Genomic DNA, 18053 nt, shown 5'->3' on the forward strand with positions numbered 1-18053 from the left:
CGTCTTGAAGGCCAAACGCCCCAGCCCGCCGCCCGCCCCATTCTCCAAGCCGAAGCGCTCGCCGCTCTGGTTGTTCATCTGGGTCGTTCTGGCGTTCGGCCTGATCGGCAATCTGTCGATCGTCGGCTATCTCTTCCTGGGCATGATCTCGAAGTAGATCGCGTCAATCGCGAAGGATGAGCCGGTCGCCGCGAAACTCGAAAGAGCCGAGCGTGCCGAGGAAGCTCATGCCGAGAAGGCTGCTGCCGATGGTCGAGCCTTCCGAGACCACGGCGCGCACGTTGCGGCGCTCGATCGAGCCGATGCGCACGCTTTCCAGCGTCACCTCCGCCGCGCGGGCGACGCCGTTGGCGGTCTGGATGCGGCTGGTATAGGCGAGGCGGTCGGTGTCGATGCCGATCCGGCGTGCCACCGCCGGGTCGATCGCCACGACGCTGGCGCCGGTGTCCACCAGAAACGAGACGGGGCGCCCGTTCACACTGGCGTCGACATGGAAATGCCGGTCGTCGGCGCGCACGGCCATGACCTCGCCGCCCGTGCCGGCGCTGACGGTATAGCCCGGCCAGAGTTCGGCCATGACGCGGTTGCGCACCGCTGCGAACTCGTCGCGATAGGCATAGGCGCCGATCAGCACGAGAAAGGCGAAGCCCCAGATGACGAGCGCACGAAACGCCTCACCCCAGCGATGGCGAAACAGCACGAAGACGCTGCTGCCGAGGAGCATCGACCACAGGCCAAGATAAAGGAGGGAAGCCGTGCGGTCGCTGTCGAGCCCCGCGATCACCGGCTCGCCCGCGCCATAGGCCCAATGAAGGACGATGCCCGCGAAGAGGGCGACCAGGATGGCGAGAAAGCGCATGTCAGCTCGCCTCCTGCCCTGCCGCGAGCGCGCTCATCCGCTCCGGTAGCCCGGCCATGACCGTGAGCCTGTCCCCCTCGTTGAGCGAGCCCCAGGCCATGATTTCCTCGATCGTGCGACCGCAGCCCAGGCACCAGCCGCTCGCGGGCTCGATGACGCAGACCTTGATGCAGGGCGAGGTGGTGGGAGGGGAGAGGGTCGACATATCGGTCAGATGGGGCGGGGTCGGGGATGGCGCAAATGAAGGTTTCGTCAGACGAAATCCTGTAACGCCGGCATGACTTCGAGCACCCGCGAATGCGGGAAGATGGCGATGGCCTCCGTGCCGTGGCCTAGCTTGGAATTGAGGTCCAGCCGGCCATTGTGCAGGGCCATCAGCGCCTGGACGATGGGCAGGCCGAGGCCCGTTCCCTGTTCGGCGGATTTGATCGCGCTCGATCCCTGCCCGAAGGAGGATAGGACGGTCGGAAGCTCGTCCTCGGGGATGCCAGGCCCGTTGTCGCTGACCGAGACATATTGCCCGCCGCCGGCTGTCCAGCCCACGCGGCAGACGACGCGGCCGCCCTCGGGCGTGAACTTCACCGCGTTGGACAGAAGGTTCAACACCACCTGTCGCAGCGAGCGCTGGTCGCCCCAGAGCTGCGGCAGGTTGGGCTCGAACTCGGAGACGATCGAGATGCGCTTGGTGTCAGCCTTCATCTGGACATAGCCGATGCCCTCGCGCGCGGTGTCGGCTAGAAGCAGCGGCTCCTCGTTCAGCGTGTAGCGGCCGGCCTCGACGCGCGACAGGTCCAGGATCTCGTTGATGAGATCCAGGAGATGCTGGCCGGAATTGTGGATGTCGTGGACATAGTCCTTGTAGGTCGCATTGCCGACGGGGCCGAGAATCTCGTTGGTGATGACCTCGGAAAAGCCCAGAATGGCGTTGAGCGGCGTGCGCAACTCGTGGCTCATCGTCGCCAGGAACTGCGACTTGGCGAGATTGGCGTGCTCGGCCCGCTGGCGCGCCTCGTCGGACTGGATGCGCGCGGTCTCGATCTCGGACACGAGCTGGTCCTTCTCGGCCTGATGGCGCAGCCGCTCCACCGCGCCCTTGCGCAGCCGGTCGGCGACCAGGGCGAAAAACGGAACGGCGCCGATCAGTAGCCCGTGCATCGCCTGATCCAGAACGTCCGTGCCGGTCGCCAGTCGGTAGAGAAGGGCGCCGATCAAGGGCAGGAACATGGCGACCACGACACCGCCTAGCGCCGCGCCGATGATCGCGATCGTCGCCACCGCGCCCATGGAGGCGGCAAAGCGCAGGGCCTGCGTATCGACGAGGCCGCACGATCCGCACAAAGGCCAGAGCCAGAGCAGCGCCCATGGCAGCCCCGCCAAGAAATGCACGACCAGAAACAGACGCTTCCAGGCCAGCGCCTGAAAGATCGGCCGGTTCGAGGTTTCGAAGCGGAGCACGGCCAGCACCAGGAGGCCGCAGCCGGCGATGTTGGCGGCGATCCAGCTCCAGGCGAACAAGGTCTCGCGCAGCCCGATGGCGATCGCCAGCGTCGCGACGATCGTCGCGACCACGGGCAGGCCGAGAAAAAGCTGCGACACATGCTGGCGCAGAAGCGCCAGCTCGATGCGCGGCGGCAGGCCGGCGGGCGAAAGAAGCCGGTCGCGCGCCGAGCGCACGGTCTCCGCGACATCTCCACGCCGCGGCACCTGCCCGCGCCGGGGCAGCTTCTCGTTCAGGGAAGGAGGGGCCGCAATGGACATGAATTCTAGAACACGAGGTTGCCGCGCAGACGGTCCCTCATGCTCTTGCGAAAAGCTTAAGAAATTGGATTAAGAGCTGGTGACAAGCCGCAAGGAACGACATCCCGCGCACGAAAAGGGGCCCGCTGTGACCCAGCCGGACGCACCATGCGGTGCGATTGCCTCGCTCGATCGGCGGATTCGCGCCTGCCGTATCTGCCGAGATATGCCGCTCGGCGCGCCGCTGGAGCGCGAGCCCAATCCCGTGTTCACTCTGTCGAACACCGCGCGCATCTGTATCGCGGGGCAGGCGCCCGGCAATCTCGCCGATCGCTCCGGCCGGCCTTTCACAGATCCGTCCGGCGTCCGCCTGCGGGCCTGGATGGGCGTCGGCGAGGCCGTGTTCTACGACGCGACTCGCATCGCCATCGTGCCGATGGGCTTCTGCTTTCCCGGAACCGACCCGAAGGGCGGCGACCGCCCGCCCCGCCCGGAATGCCGCCGGCGCTGGCATGGGGAGGTGTTCGCAACCATGCCGCAGCTCGGGCTGATCCTGGCGGTCGGCCGCACCGCTCAGCTCTGGCACCTGGGGAAAGCGGGGTTGGCCGGGCGCAGCGTTGCGGAGGCGCTGGACCTCTGGCGGGCGGGTGCGGGCGAGGTGTGCGAAGGGCCGACGATTCTGCCGCTTCCCCATCCGTCCTGGCGCAACAGCGGATGGATTTCGCGCAATCCCTGGTTCGAGGAGACGATTTTGCCCGAACTTCGGCGGAGGATCGCGCGCCTGCTCTGACAAGACGTGCCCGCCTGTTGTACAAAGTGCACGTTGTGCAGATGTGAGAGGCGGCCATGGACCGTTTGGACAAGAAGATCCTGAGGCTGCTTCAGGAGGATGCGACCCTTGCGGTGGCGGATGTCGCCAAACGGGTCGGCCTGTCCACCACGCCCTGCTGGCGCCGCATCCAGAAGCTGGAGGAGGAAGGGGTCATTCGCCGGCGCGTCGCGATCCTCGATCCCGACAAGGTCAACACGCGCGTCACCGTGTTCGTGTCGATCCACACCCATTCGCACTCGTCGGAATGGCTGAAGCGCTTCTCGGAAGTGGTGAATGAATTCCCGGAAGTCGTTGATTTCTATCGCATGAGCGGCGACGTGGATTATCTCCTGCGCGTCGTCGTGCCCGATATCGCGGCCTATGACGGGTTCTACAAGCGGCTGATCTCGAAGATCGACATTCGCGACGTGTCCTCGGCCTTCGCGATGGAGCGCATCAAGACGACCACAGAACTGCCGCTCGACTACATGATCCTGGAGAAGGACCAGCGGGAGGCTTAAGCCTCCCGCAAATGCGGCGTCAGCGGTTCAAGCGCGACAGGAGCGAGGACGTGTCCCAGCGCTTGCCGCCGCCGGCCTCGACCTCGGCATAGAACTGATCCACCAGCGCCGTGACGGGCAGCGAGGCGCCGTTGCGGCGGGCTTCGCTGAGGCAGATGCCGAGATCCTTGCGCATCCATTCCACCGCGAAGCCGAACTCGTATTGCCCGGCCGCCATGGTCTTGTGGCGGTTTTCCATCTGCCAGGAGCCGGCCGCGCCCTTGGAGATGACGTCCACGACGGTGGCGATGTCGAGCCCGGCCTTCTGGCCGAAATGAATGGCCTCGGCGAGCCCTTCCACCAGCCCGGCAATGCAGATCTGGTTCATCATCTTGGCAAGCTGGCCCGAGCCCGCCGGGCCCATGAGGCCGACCATACGGGCGTAGGAATCGATCACCGGCCGCGCCGCCTCGAATGTCTCGCTCTCGCCGCCGACCATGACGGTGAGAACCCCGTTCTCCGCGCCGGCCTGACCGCCCGACACCGGAGCGTCGAGAAAGCGCAGGCCTTTCTCGCGCGCCGCCTGGTCGAGCTCGCGGGCAAGCTCGGCCGAGGCCGTGGTGTGGTCGACCAGCGTGGCGCCGGGCTTCATGCCGGCCAAGGCGCCGTCCGCACCCAGCACGACGGAGCGAACGTCGTCGTCATTGCCGACGCACACGAAGACGAAGTCTGCGCCCTCGGCCGCCTCGCGCGGGGTGGCGCGAAAGGCGCCGCCATGCTGGCTCGCCCAGCGCTCGGCTTTGTCAGTCGTGCGGTTGAACACCGTGACCTCGTGCCCGCCCTTGGCCGTGAGATGCCCGGCCATGGGAAAGCCCATGACGCCCAGTCCGATGAAAGCCGTCTTCGCCACGCCGCGTGCCTTTCGCATGGATGGAGGTTGGCTGCCCCATAGCATCATTCCGCCCAGTGGCGGAGCGACAAGATCAGCGCTGGAGGTGCCGTGTCAGGCGCTTCTCGGCGAGCGCGGTCAGGTTGCGCACGATCTCGACGATCACGAGATAGAACAACGCAGCCCAGACATAGGTCTGGAAGTCGAAGGAGCGTGAGAAGGCGCGCCGCGTTTCGCCGAACAGATCGAACACCGTGATGATGGCGACGATGGCCGAGGCCTTCACCATCAGGATTAGTTCGTTGGCATAGGGGCGCAGCGCGACCATGAGCGCCTGCGGTGCGATGATCCGGCGAAGCGTGACCCAGCGCGGCAGGGCGAGCGAGCGAGCGCCCTCCCATTGGCCCTTGGGAATGCTGAGGATCGCGCCGCGCAGGATTTCGGTCTGATAGGCCGCCGTGTTCAGCGCCAGCGCCAGCACCGCGCAGTACCAGGCCTCGCGGAAGAACCACCAGAGACCCACCGCCTCGAAGGCGGGGCGGAAACTGCCGAAGCCGTAGTAGATCAGAAAGAGCTGGGCGATCAGGGGCGTGCCGCGAAAGAAGCCGACATAAGCGCCCGTCAGCGCCAGCGCCAGCCGGTTCTGCGACAGGCGCCCGGCGGCGAGCGGCACGGACAGCGCCATGCCGAAAAGGTAGGACAAGGAAACGAGAATCAGCGTGGTGCGAAGGCCCTGGAGGTAGAGCGGCCCATAGCGCGCGACGAGATCGGGGTTCCACGCCGACACGAGATAGGCGACGAGGCCGATACCGCCTGCCAGCCACACGCCGAGTGTGGCGAGGCCGCCCCAGCTCGACCTTGAAACGAAGGTTCGAACGCTCATCGGGCCATCTCCCCGCGCCGGGTCCAGCGCTCCAACTGCCGAAGCGCGATCGAGGAGACGAAGGTGAGGAGGAGGTAGAGGACGCAGGCCAGCGCGAAGAAGAAGAAGGATTCGCGCGTCACCCGCGCCGCGACGCCGGTCTGCCGAAGAATGTCGGCGAGGCCGACCACGGACACGAGCGCCGTGTCCTTCAAAAGATTTAGCCAGACATTGGACAGGCCGGGCAGGCTGATTCGCAGCAGCTGGGGAAAGACCACCAGCCGGAAGATGCGCCGCTCGCGCAGGCCGAGCGCCCGGCCGCCTTCCCATTGCCCGTTCGGAATGGCCTGGAAGGCGGACAGGAACACCTCGCTGGAATAGGCCGCGAACACGAGGCCGAGCGCGATCATGCCGGCGAGGAAGCTGGAAATCTCGATATTGCCGAAGCCGAGCGCGCCGCTGACGGAATTCAGCAAATTCTGCCCGCCGTAATAAACGAGGAACAGCGTGAGCAGCTCGGGAAGGCCGCGAAACAGCGTGGTGTAGACATTGGCCGACAGCCGCAAGGCCGGATCGGAACCGCGCTTGGCCAACGCCAGGGCAAGGCCGAGAACGAGGCCGAGGGGCAGGGTCGCCAGCGCCAGCGAGAAGGTGACGAGAAGACCGGACAGAAGCTCGTCGCCCCAGCCGTCCGCGCCGTAGGACAGAAGCGTGAGATAGTCGCTCGTCACGAAGCGCACCGGACGCAGCGAAGGGCGCCTCTGCGGACTGGTCTCATCGGTTCCCTGGCCTTGAATTCGGGAGGCCGCTGGTAGCACCTCGCGCGCCAGCTTGGAAGATCGGCGGCGCGACCCTCCCGCGCGGCGGAGGAAGTGGAGAGGGCGGGGCGGCGGCTCAACCGCCGCTCACCCCGCCCGGCATCTGGTGCCGATGGCTCAGCCGCCGTAGACGTCGAACTTGAAGTACTTGTCCTGGATCGTCTTGTAGGTGCCGTTGGCGCGGATCGCGACGATCGCGTCGTCGAACATCTTCTTCAGCTTCGTGTCGCCCTGGCGAACGGCGATGCCTAGACCCTTGCCATAGACGCTCTCGTCGATCGGCAGCGTGCCGAGCAACTTGCAGCAGGCGCCTTCCGTGCTTTCCAGCCAGGGGCCGAGCACGACGATGTCATCGGTCACGGCGTCGAGGCGGCCGTTCGCGATGTCGAGCTTGTATTCCTCGGCCGTGGGATAGACGCGCACGTCGGCGTCGGGGAAGAACTTCTCCGCCGCCTGGGAATGGGTCGTGGAGGCCTGCGCGCCGATCGTCTTGCCGGCCAGCGAGGCGGCCGAGATGTCGGCGATCTTGGAGTCCTTCGGCACGGCGACGGCGCCGGGCGTGTTGAAATACTTGTTGGTGAAGAGGACCTGCTTCTCGCGCTCGGGCGTGATCGACATGCCGGACATAATCGCGTCGAAGCGGCCGTTCTGGAGGGCCGGGATGATGCCGTCCCAGTCCTGCGTCACGAAGGTGCACTTCACCTTCATCTCGGCGCAGAGCGCATTGGCGATGTCGATGTCGAAGCCGTTGAGCTGGCCGGACGAGTCGAGCGAGTTGAAGGGCGGATAAGCGCCCTCGGAGCCGATACGAACCTCCGTCCAGGTCTTGTTGGCGTCGCTTTCCTGCGCCGAGGCGAGGGACGAGGTCAGCGCCAGCGCCGACAGGGCGAAAAGAACCGTCTTGATGGATCGCATGGCTCAACCTTCTCGCAGAAGCCTGGCAGCCCGACAAAAGGGCATGCCCATTCCACAAGCAATAAGGGCTCGCTTCGCCCGTTGGCAAGCCTTCGCTCCGGTCGCGGTCACCTTTCCCCCGGCTCGAAACAGCCGCGTGCGCGCGCCAGGTCTTCCGGTGTGTTGACGTTGAAAAACGGATCGCCGTCCGGCGCTTGCGAGACGGGCGGAAACGCAATGGGCTGGTGGGGATGGCGCTCGATCCAGCGGCGAATCGACAGATCGCGCCCAGGAATTTCCAGCCAGTCCGGCAGGCCCTCCAGCGCTTCGCCCGGCCAGAGCGCGACGGTAGGTTGCCAGCGGCCGAGAAAGCTCGCCACCCGAACCTCGCCGGGCGCAGCACCATCCAGCAGCCGCATCGCCAGATCGGGCGGTAGAAAGGGCGTGTCTCCAGGCACGGTGAGAAGCCAGAAGGGCGCGTCGGTCTCCTGCCGGATGGCGCGGGCGAGCGCGGCGAGGCCCGCCAGCGGCCCGAGTTTCTCAGGCCGGCCATCCTCCACCGTGTGGAGCCCGAGCGGCGCATAGAGCGCGCCCTGATGTGTCGAGACGAAGAGCCGCTCTGCGTGAGGGCGGAGCGGATCGAGCGCGCGGTCTGCCATGGTTCGGTCGCCGACCTCCAGCAGGGGCTTGGGCACGCCGCCGAGGCGCGTCGCGCGCCCCCCCGCCAGCACGGCGCCGAACAGCCTCACGCCGCTGCGGCCCGCCGCGCCATGCGGCGAACCACGCCTTCGCGGTGGATCGTGTAGGCCCCGCTCCCCACCACGATCAGCGAGCCGGCGATCTCGTAGACGTCCGGCCGCTCGCCGAAGACCGTGGCGCCGAGCAGCATGGCGAAGAGAAGGATGGAATAGCGAAAGGGAGCGACGAAGCTCATGTCCCCGGTGCGCATGGAGGCGACGATCAGGATATAGCCGCTGCCGATGGCAAAGGCCGCGAACACGAGCGTCAGCCAGTTGGTGGCAGAGACGGGTGACCAGCCGACGGCGGGGAGCATGAGAAAGCCGGTGGTCGCGACAGCGATGGAGGTTACCGTCGCCACCTGAAGCGAGGAGATCGAAGCCGGCATGCGCCGTGTCACGAGATCGCGCATGGCCGCGAAGACGACCGACACCAGAACCCAGACGGCATAGATGTTGAAACCGTCGCCGGTGGGTCGGAGGATCACGAGAACGCCGAGAAAGCCGACCGCGATGGCCAGCCAGCGCCGCCAGCCCACCCGCTCACCCAGAAACAGCGCGGCGCCGATCGTGATCGTGAAGGGGAGCGCCTGGAACACGGCCGAGGCGTTTCCGAGCGGCAGATGCTTGAGCGCGGAGATGTAGGAGACGGTGGTCAGGATATCGGCCAAGGTGCGCAGGAGAACGCTGCGATGGCGAAGTCTGCCGAGCGGGCGCAGCGTGCCGCGATAAAGGGCCAGCGCGATCAGGAGCGTCGAAACGATCACGCCGCGGAGAGCCATGATCTGCGGAAAGTCCATCGTGGCCGAGAGGAGTTTCACCATCATATCGTTCAGTGAGAAGCACGCCATGGCGCCGATCATCAGAAGACTGGCGCGCGCGTTCTCACCGGCTAGGAAGCCGCCTGATGGGGGCATGATCGGGTCCGCTTGGCTGCGACGGTTGAGGCGCTTCTAGAGACTCGCACCGTGGAAGGCGAGCGGCGATGTCGGGGAAGGGATGATGGGAGCCGGGCTTGTCATGGCCCGCGTCGATCGCTCAGCCACGAGCACGCCCATGGTCTTGCTCCTCAAAGAGCGATCGGAGCGATGCCTATAATCTTAGGTTTTGCTCCAAGACATCCGAAAGGCGGAGCCGGCTAATCTTTCGGAACTCGTCGCAACCGGCATGCATCGAAACTGTTGGGATAGACCGCTTCTGGTTCGAGTTTGGATCGCCCGTCATGATCAATCGATTTGCCTCCACCGAAGACACGCTGCGCACGCTTCAACTGGCGCAATGGCGCGCGACCTGGGCCGAGCCGACCCGCGTCGACACCGCCAGCACCCCGCTGGCGAGCCCCGGCAGCCTTGGCGTAGCCGCCGCAAGTGCGATGGCGGCGAGCGTCATGCCGCTGGCTTTCGCGGCGGCGCTGCCGTCCTCTTCCTCTGGCGGAGCCTATGCGATCTCGCCGGCCGGCGCGATGAACGCTTATCGCGACGGTCGCGACTAGTCGCGAGGCGGTTACAAGGTGTGTGAAATCGCAGGCTGATCGTGGAGGGAAGGGCATCTGCCCTTTTCCCCCTCTGCGGCATAGGTACTCTATTCAAACCAAAACACCCGCTTGCGACCCTCAAAGGTCGGAAGCGGGTGTTTTGCAATTCTTCGCCGAAACAGGCCTAGTAGTAATAACCATTCGCGCGGCGGCCGGACTCGCGGCCGATGAGCGCGCCGGCGGTGCCGCCGGCCAAGCCGCCAATGATCGCGCCGCCCGAGCCGCCGACCGCATTGCCCACGGCCGCGCCACCTACGCCGCCGATCGCAGCGCCACCCACCGTGCGCTCTGTCGTGGTGCAGCCGGTCGCGAGCATCATGATCGCACCGAGAGCAAGCGAGGATTTAACGAGAGGTTTCATGGCGGGGCCTTTCGGACGCTGGCGTTAACATGTCGGGCAAACGCCGCGTTCACCCCCTCGGTTCCACTTTGTCCGCTAGCCGCCCGTCACGCTCATGTGACGCGAAACCGCAGGGCGCTTGGTCGCCCGATCGATGACGAAATCGTGCCCCTTCGGCTTGCGCCCGATCGCTTCGTCGATCGCGCGGTGCAGGGCCTCGTCGCCCTCCGAGCCGCGCATCGCAGCCCGCAGATCGGCCGCGTCTTCCTGTCCCAGGCACATGAAGAGCGTGCCGGTGCAAGTGATGCGGACGCGGTTGCAACTTTCGCAGAAATTATGCGTCATCGGTGTGATGAAGCCGAGCCGGCCGCCGGTCTCGGCCACCTCGACATAGCGCGCCGGGCCGCCGGTCTTGTAGGGAATGTCGACAAGCGTGAAGCGCTCCTCCAGCCGCTTACGCACCAGCGTCAGCGGCAGGTAGCGGTCGGTGCGGTCCTCGTCGATCTCGCCGAGCGGCATGGTCTCGATGACCGTCATGTCCATGCCGCGCTCGTGCGCCCAGCGCAGCATGAAAGGCAACTCGCCCTCGTTGAAGTTCTTGAGCGCGACCGCGTTGAGCTTGATCTTGAGACCGGCCGCCAGCGCGGCGTCGATGCCGGCGAGCACGGCCGGCAGTTCTCCGCGCCGGGTGATGTGGGCGAACTTGTCGGGGTCCAGCGTATCCAGCGACACGTTGATCCGGCGCACACCGCAGTCCGCCAGCTCTCCCGCGAAGCGTTGAAGCTGCGAGCCGTTGGTGGTCAGCGTCAGCTCGTCCAACTGCCCGCTCCTGAGATGCCGGGACAGGGAGCGGATGAGGCTCATGACGTTGCGGCGCACCAGCGGTTCGCCGCCCGTCAGCCGCAGCCGCCGCACGCCGCGCTCGATAAAGGCGGTGGACAGGCGGTCGAGCTCTTCCAGCGTGAGCAGGTCGCGCTTGGGCAGGAATTCCATGTCCTCCGCCATGCAGTAGGTGCAGCGGAAGTCGCAGCGGTCCGTGACCGAAACCCGGAGGTAGGTGATCGCCCGCTGGAACGGATCGATCAGCGCGGGCTTGCCGGCGGACGGGGCGAGAGGCTTGATGATGCTCATGCTGGGCGACCGGAGCCGCCGTCCTTTCCTTCGCGTCGTCAGCCGAATGTGGAAAGGCTTGCCAACCGGGTCAAGCCGGCGCATCACCGCGCCCGAGGAGAATCCCGATGTCCGCAGGCCCGATCCCCCAGGAAATTCGTGTTTCGCCCGACCGGCGGAGCCTGACCTTGCGTTTTCCCAGCGCGCCGGCGGCCGAGATTTCGGCCGAGATGCTGCGCGTCCTGTCGCCTTCGGCCGAGGTGCAAGGCCATTCGCCGGACCAGCGCGTGACGCTCGGCGGCAAGCGCGATGTCGCGATCGCCAATATTCTGCCGGTCGGTCACTATGCCGTGCGCATCGTCTTCGACGATCGGCACGACACCGGCATCTACACCTGGTCCTACCTCCTGCAGCTCGCGCGGGACGGCGAGCGGCTGTGGAACGCCTATCTCGCCGAGCTGGAGGCCAAGGGTCTCAGCCGCGATCCGTAAGGGTTCGGTCGTCAGGCTTTCGCCGGCGCGGCGTTGAAAGGCGGAAGCTGGTCGAAGGCCGATTTCAGCGCGTCGCCCCACCCTTCCGAGATCTGGCGGTAGTAGGGGTCGCGATCGTCGAAGCGCTGGCGATGGCCGCCTTCCAACCGGTCGGTCTCATAGAGCTGAAGGTCGATCGGCAGGCCGACCGAGAGGTTCGACTTGATCGTGGAGTCGAACGACACGAGCAGCAGCTTCACCGCGTCTTCCAGCGCCATCTCCGGCTCGTAGGTGCGCACCAAGATCGGCCGGCCGTATTTGTGCTCGCCGATCTGGAAGAACGGATTGTCCGGTCCTGCCTCGATGAAATTGCCTTCGGGATAGATCATGAACAGGCGCGGGCGCCCGCCCTTGATCTGGCCGCCGAGGATGAAGGAGCCGAGAAAGCGGCTGCCGCCTTCGCTGCCGGGCTCGTTGGTATAGGAGATCACCTCGCGCAGCGTCTCGCCGACGAGCTTGGCCGTCTGGAACATGCTCGGCTGCGTCAGAAGCGTCGGCGTGCGCTGGTGCGGGGCGAGGCCTCGCTCTTCCAGAAGCGAGATGGTGGACTGCGTCGTCGCCAGATTGCCGGCCGACATGAGGCAGATGAAGCGATCGCCCGGCACGTTCCAGGTGCGCAGCTTCGTCACCACGGAAATGTTGTCGATCCCGGCATTGGTCCGGGTGTCGGACATGAAGACCATGCCGCGATTGAGAAGAAGACCAACGCAATAGGTCACTTCGACTGCTCCTGAGACCCCGGGTGGACGGAGGACGGGCCTTTGGGCGCGAGGATATGCCGGTGCGCGGGCGCAATCACAAGCCCCGGCGCCGCGAAACGGCCCCAGAGCTTGCGCGAGCCTTCAGGATGGGGAGGTCAGGAATAGAAGCTGAAGTCTCGGGCGATCTCGTTGGACAGGCGGTTGTTGTCGAGGATCAGCGTTTCCAGGAATTCGTGAAGCCCGGCCTCGATGATCTCGGTGACAGTGTGCTGCTCCAGCCGGGCCGAGATGGCGCGGGCCGTGGCGTGGCACTCGCGCTCCTGCCCATAGGCGCGTTCGAGATAGTCCAGACTGTCGTGGATGCAGCGATAGGAATAGGCAAGCGAGCGCGGCATGCGCCGGTTGAGGAGAAGGAAATCGATGATGTCGACGGCCCTCAGATCCGCGTCGTATTCCCAGGCATAGGAGCGCAGCGCCGAGACGGAGCGCAGGATCGAGCCCCATTGATAATTGTCGAGTGAGGAACCGACCGAGGAATGCCGGGGCATGAGCACCCAGTATTTCACGTCCAGGATGCGGGCGGTGTTGTCGGCTCGCTCCACGAAGGTGCCGAGATTGCAGAAGTCGAAGATCGGGTTGCGCAGCATCGTTCCGTAGAACGAGCCTCGGATCAGCGCTGTGCGCGCCTTCACGAGGTCGAGGATGGCCGGCAGATCGTCGACCGGGCTTGCCAACTGCTGGCGCAGGATCAACCAGCTTTCGTTGATTGCCTCCCACGTCTCGCGCGTCAGCGCCGTGCGCACCATGCGCCCGTTGGTGCGCGCCGTACCCATGGAGGACAGGACGCTCGACGGATTGTCGAAGTCGCGCAGCATGTAGTCGATGATCTGCGCCGGCTCGAAGCTCTCGTATTTGGCGAGATAGCCGTTCTCGACGCCGGCCGAAACCAGAACGGACTGCCATTCGTCGGGCTCGGCGGAAAGATTGGTCAGCGACAGACGAAGACCCGCGTCGAGAAGCCGGGCCATGTTCTCGGCCCGCTCGATATAGCGCTGCATCCAGAAGAGTCCGTTGGCGGTGCGTCCGAGAAGTGCCATCTGTCGCGATTCTGATCCTGTTTGCGCGGCGCGCCGCCGGGAACTTCCGCCGGGAGCGGAAGGGCTGGTGAAGGGAGCGACAGGGACCGAGCGGGAACCCGCCCGACCTGCCGCCTCCGGTTCAGTCCTCTAACACCCAAGTGTCCTTCGTGCCGCCCCCCTGGCTCGAATTCACCACGAGCGAGCCCTCCTTGAGAGCGACGCGGGTGAGCCCGCCGGGAATGATCTTGATCGTGTCGGACACGAGCACGAAAGGGCGAAGGTCCACGTGGCGCGGGGCGAGGCCCTTTTCCGTCAGGATCGGGACGGTGGAGAGCGCGAGGGTCGGCTGGGCAATGTAGTTTCCGGGCCGGGCACGCAGCTTGGCGGCGAAAGCCTCGCATTCGCCTTTGGAGGCGGCGGGGCCGACCAGCATTCCGTAGCCGCCCGAACCATGGACTTCCTTCACCACGAGTTCGTCGAGGTGCTCCAGCACATAGGCGAGGCTCTGTTCCTCGGCGCAGCGCCAGGTCGGCACGTTTTCGAGGATCGCCGGCTTGCCGGTGTAGAACTCGACGATCTCCGGCATGTAGGAATAGATCGCCTTATCGTCGGAAATGCCGGTGCCCGGGGCGTTGGCGATGGTGATGCCGCCGTTTCGGTAGACATCCATGATCCCCGGCACGCCGAGCACGGAGTCCGGGTTGAATTCGAGCGGGTCGAGATAGGCATCGTCCACGCGCCGGTAGAGCACGTCGATCGGCAGATAGCCCTGCGTGGTGCGCATGGCGATGCGCCCGTCCACCAGCTTGAGGTCCGTGCCTTCGACCAGCTCGACGCCCATCTGGTCGGCCAGGAAGGCATGCTCGTAATAGGCGGAATTGTGGATGCCGGGGGTGAGCACGGCGACGCGTGGCGTGCCCTTGCAGGCCGGGGGGGCGACGGCCTGGAGCGAGCGGCGCAGATGCCGGGGATAAGTCTCCACCGGCCGCACCCGGTTCTGCGCGAACAGTTCCGGGAACATCTGCATCATCGTCTCGCGGTTCTCGATCATGTACGAGACGCCGGAAGGGGTGCGTGCGTTGTCCTCGAGGACATAGAACTGGTTCTCGGCCGTGCGCACGATGTCGACGCCGATGATATGAGTGTAGACGCCGCCGGGCGGGCGGAAGCCCTTCATCTGGGGCACGAAGGCCTCGTTGCCCTTGATGAGGCGTTCGGGAACGATGCCGGCCTTCACGATTTCCTGATCGTGATAGATATCGTCGAGAAAGGCGTTAAGGCCCGTCACGCGCTGCTCGATGCCCTCGGCAAGGCGGGCCCATTCGCGGCCGGCGATAATGCGGGGAACGAGGTCGAAGGGGATCAGGCGCTCGGCCGCTTCCTGTTCGCCATACACGTTGAAGGTGATGCCGGTGCGTCGGAAGAAGCCCTCGGCCTCGCCGGCCTTACGGGCCAGGGTCTGGGGAACCTGCGTCTCGAACCAGGACTGGAACCGTCGATACGGCTCGCGCACGCCCGCTTCGCTCGCCAGCATTTCGTCAAATGCACTCAACCCCAACCCCCCGCGTTTCGACCCGACAAGAATGGGCCAAACCGGGCAAATGCCAAGCCTCGCCGGGTGGCATTCCCGATATTCCTGAGGTTCGGAACGGGGAGATGCCCAAAGCGAGTTCATCGCGCCCAGAGTTTGAGCGGTCGCTGCCCATTCCCTGATCGAACGGCGCGGGAACACCCACGAGAATCGATGAACGGGCAGGTTGTGGCTCTGTCGCAGTGCTCGTCATTCGCCCTCTGCTCAAGCCGAGGGCAGAGATCCCGCAGGCGAGGCCCGAGCGAAAGCGGGATGCGCGACTCAGCCAGAGCGACCCGAACGATCGAATACGGCCAGCCCCCAAGCTCAAAGCGAGCCATCCGCGGTCAACCCGAAGTGCCCTCGGGGTCGGGAAGGGGGTGAAGCTTAACCGCCCGCGAGCGAGGCGTGATAGGCGGCGAGAACCTCTTCGATCTCGCCATGCATGCGCATTCGGCCGTGCTCCATCCAGATGCCGGTCCGGCACCATTGGCGCAGGAGGTCGTCGGCATGGGAGGCGAGCACGAGCAGGCCGGCCTCGCTGATGAAGCGCTGCATGCGCTCGCGCGCCTGGGCCAGGAAAGCCGCGTCGCCTGCGCCGATGCCCTCGTCGATCAGGAGGATCTCGGGCCGGATCGAGGTGGAGACGGCGAAGGCGAGGCGGGTGGACATGCCGGCCGAATAGGTCCGCAGCGGCATGTCGAGGAATTCGCCGAGATCGCTGACGAGCGCGATGTCACGCGCCTTTTCCTGGATCTCGCGTTTGGAATAGCCAAGCAGCATGCCGCGTAGGATGATGTTGTCCCAGCCCGTCGCGTCCGGGTCCATGCCGAAGCCGATGTCGAACATCGGCGCGACGTCGCCCTCGACCGTCACGCGCCCGCCTGTCGGCGTGTAGATGCCGGCGATGACCCGCAGCATGGTGGATTTGCCGGCGCCGTTATGACCGATGAGGCCGACCCGCGTTCCATGCGTCAGCTCGAAGGACAGGTTGTCGATGGCGCGCACGGCCATGCGCCCGCTGTCGCGCGGCTGGATCTGGCCGCCGGTGGCGGCGGACAGGACATTGTTCTTCAGCGAGCGGTTGCTCGCGTTGAAGACGGGAATGTCGACCGAGACGTTCTCGAACTGGATCGAAGCCATTCGGGATCAGGCCCAATATGCGATGCGCGGCCGATAGCGCGCGAAGAAATGGAAGGCGAGGAAGCCGAGAACTGCGGTCAGCCCGAGGCAGATCGTCCAGTTCTCCAGCGAGGCCACGCGGCCGAGAAGCGGCGCGCGGATGATCTCGATGAAATGGTAGAACGGGTTGGCCTGAAGGAAGACGGCGCGCTGGGGAACGAGCTTAGGGTCCCACAGGATCGGCGTCATGAAGAAGACGATCTGCACCACGCTCTGCACGATCATCGGAATGTCGCGGAAGCGCGCGCAGAGCGGCGCCAGGATCATGGTGACGAAGAAGCCGTTCAGCACCACCAGAACGAGGGCGGGCACGAACATCAGCACGTTCAGCCCCGGCGAAAGGCCGAAGAAGATCGCCACCACGATATAGATGATGAAGTTATGGGCGAAGGTGATGAACTGGCGCCAGACGAACTGGAAGACGTAGATGCTGAGCGGCATGCGCACCTGCCGCACCGAGGCGGCCGCGCCGGAATAGACGTCGCAGGCGCCGATGATCAGGCCGCTGATGAGGCCCCAGATGATGAAGCCGATCGCCAGGAAGGGCAGGTAGTCGTGGATCGCCTGTCCGAAGATCTGCGAATAGAGAATGCCTAGGCCGAGAACCATGAGGCCCATGGAGAGCGTCAGCCAGAACGGGCCGAGCACAGAGCGCTGGTAGTGCTTGCGCACGTCCCGCCAGCCCAGAAACAGCCAGAGCTCGCGCATCCCCAGACCCTTGGAAAAGTCCGCTACGCATTCGCGCATCCGGGCCTTCCGGTCGGAGTGACCGGTGGAGACGAAAACAGGAGCGTCCGTCAAAGCCATGCTATCCGATGGTCCTTCTGTCGGGGCCGGATGGTCCGGCGCCTCCACGGCACGCGGGCAGCGGGAGGCTGCCGGGCGACGGATCGCCCGGACTTCTCAGCTAGTAGCCATTCGCCCCGCTGCTAACAAGCGCGAGGCGGCCGGGGTCAGAGGCCGCCCTGGGCGATCTTCTGGAGATAGACGCCGTACTGGCTCTTGCCGAGTTCCTTGCCAAGGCGCGTCAGCTGGTCGGCGTCGATGAAGCCGAGATTGAACGCGATCTCCTCCGGGCAACAGACCTTGAAGCCCTGGCGATGCTCGAGCGTGCGCACGAATTCGGCCGCTTGCAGCAACGAATCGGGCGTGCCCGTGTCGAGCCAGGCGAAGCCCCGGCCCATGCATTCGACGCTGAGCGAGCCTTCCTCGAGATAGACGCGGTTGAGATCGGTGATTTCCAGCTCGCCGCGCGGCGAGGGCTTCAGCGCGCGGGCGAACTCCGAGGCGCGCCCGTCGTAGAAGTAGAGCCCGGTGACGGCCCAGTTGGAGGCGGGGTTTTGGGGCTTTTCCTCGATCGACGTGGCGCGGCCCGCCTCGTCGAAGGCCACGACGCCGTAACGCTCGGGGTCGTTCACATGATAGGCGAAGACGCTGGCGCCCTTGTCGCGCGTCACCGCACTGCCCAGGAGTTCCGGCAGGCCGTGGCCGTAGAACACGTTGTCGCCCAGGATCAGCGCCGACTTCTCGCCGCCGACGAACTCCTCGCCGATGAGATAGGCCTGCGCGAGCCCGTCCGGGCTCGGCTGCTCGGCATAGGTGAACTTCATGCCCCAGCGCTCGCCGGTGCCCAGCAGGGCGCGGAAGCGGGGCAGGTCGTGCGGCGTGGAAATAATGAGAATGTCGCGGATGCCGGTCAGCATGAGGACCGACAGCGGATAGTAGATCATCGGCTTGTCGTAGACCGGCAGGAGCTGCTTCGACGCCGTCAGCGTCATCGGATGCAGCCGCGTGCCGCTTCCGCCCGCCAGAATGATGCCCTTCATCGCCACTGCTCCATCCGTCCTGTCGACATTAACCAACCGTTCAAGCCGGCAGGCGGGAGCCAAGCTGCGCTGCT

22 protein-coding genes are annotated in these 18053 nt (G+C 65.5%); 5 read left to right on the top strand and 17 right to left on the bottom strand.

Translation table 11 applies throughout. The features are described 5' to 3' along the window. Positions 1-4 precede the first annotated feature (4 nt). Positions 5-157: a hypothetical protein gene (locus AUL32_RS25165; RefSeq protein WP_156421135.1), complete on the top strand. Its 153-nt coding sequence runs from the start codon at positions 5-7 to the stop codon at positions 155-157. A gap of 6 nt (positions 158-163) precedes the next feature. On the opposite strand, the gene AUL32_RS09495 is transcribed toward AUL32_RS25165, so the two are convergent. From AUL32_RS09495 to AUL32_RS09505, 3 genes are read right to left on the bottom strand one after another with little or no spacing between them, the layout of a single operon-like run. Beyond that, on the bottom strand, positions 164-859 hold the full coding sequence (locus AUL32_RS09495; protein ID WP_062114136.1) for a retropepsin-like aspartic protease family protein: 696 nt from the start codon (positions 857-859) through the stop codon (positions 164-166). 1 nt (position 860) lies between these two features. Beyond that, positions 861-1064: a DUF1289 domain-containing protein gene (locus AUL32_RS09500; RefSeq protein WP_062114139.1), complete on the bottom strand. Its 204-nt coding sequence runs from the start codon at positions 1062-1064 to the stop codon at positions 861-863. Between the two features lie 47 nt (positions 1065-1111). Further along, the gene (locus tag AUL32_RS09505; RefSeq protein WP_062114141.1) at positions 1112-2617 is read right to left on the bottom strand and encodes a sensor histidine kinase; all 1506 of its coding nucleotides are present in this window, start codon (positions 2615-2617) and stop codon (positions 1112-1114) included. 205 nt (positions 2618-2822) lie between these two features. On the opposite strand from AUL32_RS09505, the gene AUL32_RS09510 reads away from it, so the two are divergent. Both AUL32_RS09510 and AUL32_RS09515 read left to right on the top strand, forming a co-directional pair. Next, positions 2823-3386, top strand: coding sequence for a uracil-DNA glycosylase family protein (locus tag AUL32_RS09510; protein WP_062114144.1), 564 nt, complete (start codon positions 2823-2825; stop codon positions 3384-3386). A 56-nt stretch (positions 3387-3442) separates the two neighbouring features. Beyond that, positions 3443-3928, top strand: a complete 486-nt coding sequence (locus tag AUL32_RS09515) for an Lrp/AsnC family transcriptional regulator (RefSeq protein WP_062114147.1) — start codon at positions 3443-3445, stop codon at positions 3926-3928. A 19-nt stretch (positions 3929-3947) separates the two neighbouring features. Here AUL32_RS09515 and AUL32_RS09520 read toward each other — a convergent pair whose 3' ends face one another. From AUL32_RS09520 to AUL32_RS09545, 6 genes are all read right to left on the bottom strand, one after another. After that, positions 3948-4817, bottom strand: a complete 870-nt coding sequence (locus AUL32_RS09520; RefSeq protein ID WP_062114294.1) for an NAD(P)-dependent oxidoreductase — start codon at positions 4815-4817, stop codon at positions 3948-3950. Positions 4818-4890: 73 nt separating this feature from the next. Then, positions 4891-5679, bottom strand: coding sequence for an ABC transporter permease (locus AUL32_RS09525; RefSeq protein WP_061976567.1), 789 nt, complete (start codon positions 5677-5679; stop codon positions 4891-4893). Further along, the gene (locus AUL32_RS09530; protein WP_062114297.1) at positions 5676-6389 is read right to left on the bottom strand and encodes an ABC transporter permease; all 714 of its coding nucleotides are present in this window, start codon (positions 6387-6389) and stop codon (positions 5676-5678) included. The genes AUL32_RS09525 and AUL32_RS09530 overlap by 4 nt, the downstream gene beginning before the upstream one ends. A gap of 204 nt (positions 6390-6593) precedes the next feature. Next, positions 6594-7391: an ABC transporter substrate-binding protein gene (locus tag AUL32_RS09535; RefSeq protein WP_062114150.1), complete on the bottom strand. Its 798-nt coding sequence runs from the start codon at positions 7389-7391 to the stop codon at positions 6594-6596. A gap of 107 nt (positions 7392-7498) precedes the next feature. After that, a complete protein-coding gene (gene mobA, locus AUL32_RS09540; protein WP_062114152.1) occupies positions 7499-8119 on the bottom strand; it encodes a molybdenum cofactor guanylyltransferase in 621 nt (206 codons plus the stop codon). Continuing rightward, positions 8116-9024: a DMT family transporter gene (locus AUL32_RS09545; protein ID WP_062114154.1), complete on the bottom strand. Its 909-nt coding sequence runs from the start codon at positions 9022-9024 to the stop codon at positions 8116-8118. Before AUL32_RS09545 ends, mobA begins: the two co-directional genes overlap by 4 nt. A gap of 305 nt (positions 9025-9329) precedes the next feature. Here AUL32_RS09545 and AUL32_RS09550 point away from each other — a divergent pair, with 305 nt between their 5' ends. Beyond that, positions 9330-9599 carry a hypothetical protein gene (locus AUL32_RS09550; protein ID WP_061976563.1) on the top strand — a complete coding sequence of 90 codons (270 nt, stop codon included), beginning with the start codon at positions 9330-9332 and terminating at the stop codon, positions 9597-9599. A 166-nt stretch (positions 9600-9765) separates the two neighbouring features. On the opposite strand, the gene AUL32_RS09555 is transcribed toward AUL32_RS09550, so the two are convergent. Both AUL32_RS09555 and moaA read right to left on the bottom strand, forming a co-directional pair. Continuing rightward, positions 9766-10002 (bottom strand): YMGG-like glycine zipper-containing protein, encoded by a 237-nt coding sequence (locus tag AUL32_RS09555; protein ID WP_061976562.1) that lies wholly within the window; start codon positions 10000-10002, stop codon positions 9766-9768. Positions 10003-10077: 75 nt separating this feature from the next. Then, positions 10078-11112 (bottom strand): GTP 3',8-cyclase MoaA, encoded by a 1035-nt coding sequence (moaA, locus tag AUL32_RS09560; protein ID WP_062114156.1) that lies wholly within the window; start codon positions 11110-11112, stop codon positions 10078-10080. A gap of 107 nt (positions 11113-11219) precedes the next feature. Here moaA and AUL32_RS09565 point away from each other — a divergent pair, with 107 nt between their 5' ends. Beyond that, complete coding sequence (locus AUL32_RS09565) at positions 11220-11582, top strand: gamma-butyrobetaine hydroxylase-like domain-containing protein (RefSeq protein ID WP_061976560.1); 363 nt, start codon at positions 11220-11222, stop codon at positions 11580-11582. Between the two features lie 11 nt (positions 11583-11593). Here the strand turns inward: AUL32_RS09565 and AUL32_RS09570 are convergent, their stop codons facing one another. From AUL32_RS09570 to rfbA, 6 genes are all read right to left on the bottom strand, one after another. Further along, the gene (locus tag AUL32_RS09570; protein ID WP_062114158.1) at positions 11594-12340 is read right to left on the bottom strand and encodes a proteasome-type protease; all 747 of its coding nucleotides are present in this window, start codon (positions 12338-12340) and stop codon (positions 11594-11596) included. Between the two features lie 137 nt (positions 12341-12477). Next, positions 12478-13419 carry an alpha-E domain-containing protein gene (locus AUL32_RS09575; RefSeq protein WP_061976558.1) on the bottom strand — a complete coding sequence of 314 codons (942 nt, stop codon included), beginning with the start codon at positions 13417-13419 and terminating at the stop codon, positions 12478-12480. Between the two features lie 121 nt (positions 13420-13540). Then, positions 13541-14953, bottom strand: a complete 1413-nt coding sequence (locus AUL32_RS09580) for a circularly permuted type 2 ATP-grasp protein (protein ID WP_192847447.1) — start codon at positions 14951-14953, stop codon at positions 13541-13543. A 405-nt stretch (positions 14954-15358) separates the two neighbouring features. Then, positions 15359-16114 (bottom strand): ABC transporter ATP-binding protein, encoded by a 756-nt coding sequence (locus AUL32_RS09585; protein ID WP_061976556.1) that lies wholly within the window; start codon positions 16112-16114, stop codon positions 15359-15361. 6 nt (positions 16115-16120) lie between these two features. Continuing rightward, on the bottom strand, positions 16121-16960 hold the full coding sequence (locus AUL32_RS09590) for an ABC transporter permease (RefSeq protein ID WP_062114163.1): 840 nt from the start codon (positions 16958-16960) through the stop codon (positions 16121-16123). Positions 16961-17106: 146 nt separating this feature from the next. Then, on the bottom strand, positions 17107-17979 hold the full coding sequence (gene rfbA, locus AUL32_RS09595; RefSeq protein ID WP_061976554.1) for a glucose-1-phosphate thymidylyltransferase RfbA: 873 nt from the start codon (positions 17977-17979) through the stop codon (positions 17107-17109). Positions 17980-18053: the final 74 nt, after the last annotated feature.

It is taken from the genome of Aureimonas sp. AU40, assembly GCF_001463785.1.
GTDB lineage: Bacteria > Pseudomonadota > Alphaproteobacteria > Rhizobiales > Rhizobiaceae > Aureimonas.

Coding starts and splice junctions, on each gene's coding strand:
- AUL32_RS09495 (WP_062114136.1), bottom strand. CDS start 859: ATGCGCTTTCTCGCCATCCTGGTCGCCCTCTTCGCGGGCATCGTCCTT.
- AUL32_RS09500 (WP_062114139.1), bottom strand. CDS start 1,064: ATGTCGACCCTCTCCCCTCCCACCACCTCGCCCTGCATCAAGGTCTGC.
- AUL32_RS09505 (WP_062114141.1), bottom strand. CDS start 2,617: ATGTCCATTGCGGCCCCTCCTTCCCTGAACGAGAAGCTGCCCCGGCGC.
- AUL32_RS09510 (WP_062114144.1), top strand. CDS start 2,823: ATGCCGCTCGGCGCGCCGCTGGAGCGCGAGCCCAATCCCGTGTTCACT.
- AUL32_RS09515 (WP_062114147.1), top strand. CDS start 3,443: ATGGACCGTTTGGACAAGAAGATCCTGAGGCTGCTTCAGGAGGATGCG.
- AUL32_RS09525 (WP_061976567.1), bottom strand. CDS start 5,679: ATGAGCGTTCGAACCTTCGTTTCAAGGTCGAGCTGGGGCGGCCTCGCC.
- AUL32_RS09535 (WP_062114150.1), bottom strand. CDS start 7,391: ATGCGATCCATCAAGACGGTTCTTTTCGCCCTGTCGGCGCTGGCGCTG.
- AUL32_RS09545 (WP_062114154.1), bottom strand. CDS start 9,024: ATGCCCCCATCAGGCGGCTTCCTAGCCGGTGAGAACGCGCGCGCCAGT.
- AUL32_RS09550 (WP_061976563.1), top strand. CDS start 9,330: ATGATCAATCGATTTGCCTCCACCGAAGACACGCTGCGCACGCTTCAA.
- AUL32_RS09555 (WP_061976562.1), bottom strand. CDS start 10,002: ATGAAACCTCTCGTTAAATCCTCGCTTGCTCTCGGTGCGATCATGATG.
- moaA (WP_062114156.1), bottom strand. CDS start 11,112: ATGAGCATCATCAAGCCTCTCGCCCCGTCCGCCGGCAAGCCCGCGCTG.
- AUL32_RS09565 (WP_061976560.1), top strand. CDS start 11,220: ATGTCCGCAGGCCCGATCCCCCAGGAAATTCGTGTTTCGCCCGACCGG.
- AUL32_RS09575 (WP_061976558.1), bottom strand. CDS start 13,419: ATGGCACTTCTCGGACGCACCGCCAACGGACTCTTCTGGATGCAGCGC.
- AUL32_RS09585 (WP_061976556.1), bottom strand. CDS start 16,114: ATGGCTTCGATCCAGTTCGAGAACGTCTCGGTCGACATTCCCGTCTTC.
- AUL32_RS09590 (WP_062114163.1), bottom strand. CDS start 16,960: ATGGCTTTGACGGACGCTCCTGTTTTCGTCTCCACCGGTCACTCCGAC.
- rfbA (WP_061976554.1), bottom strand. CDS start 17,979: ATGAAGGGCATCATTCTGGCGGGCGGAAGCGGCACGCGGCTGCATCCG.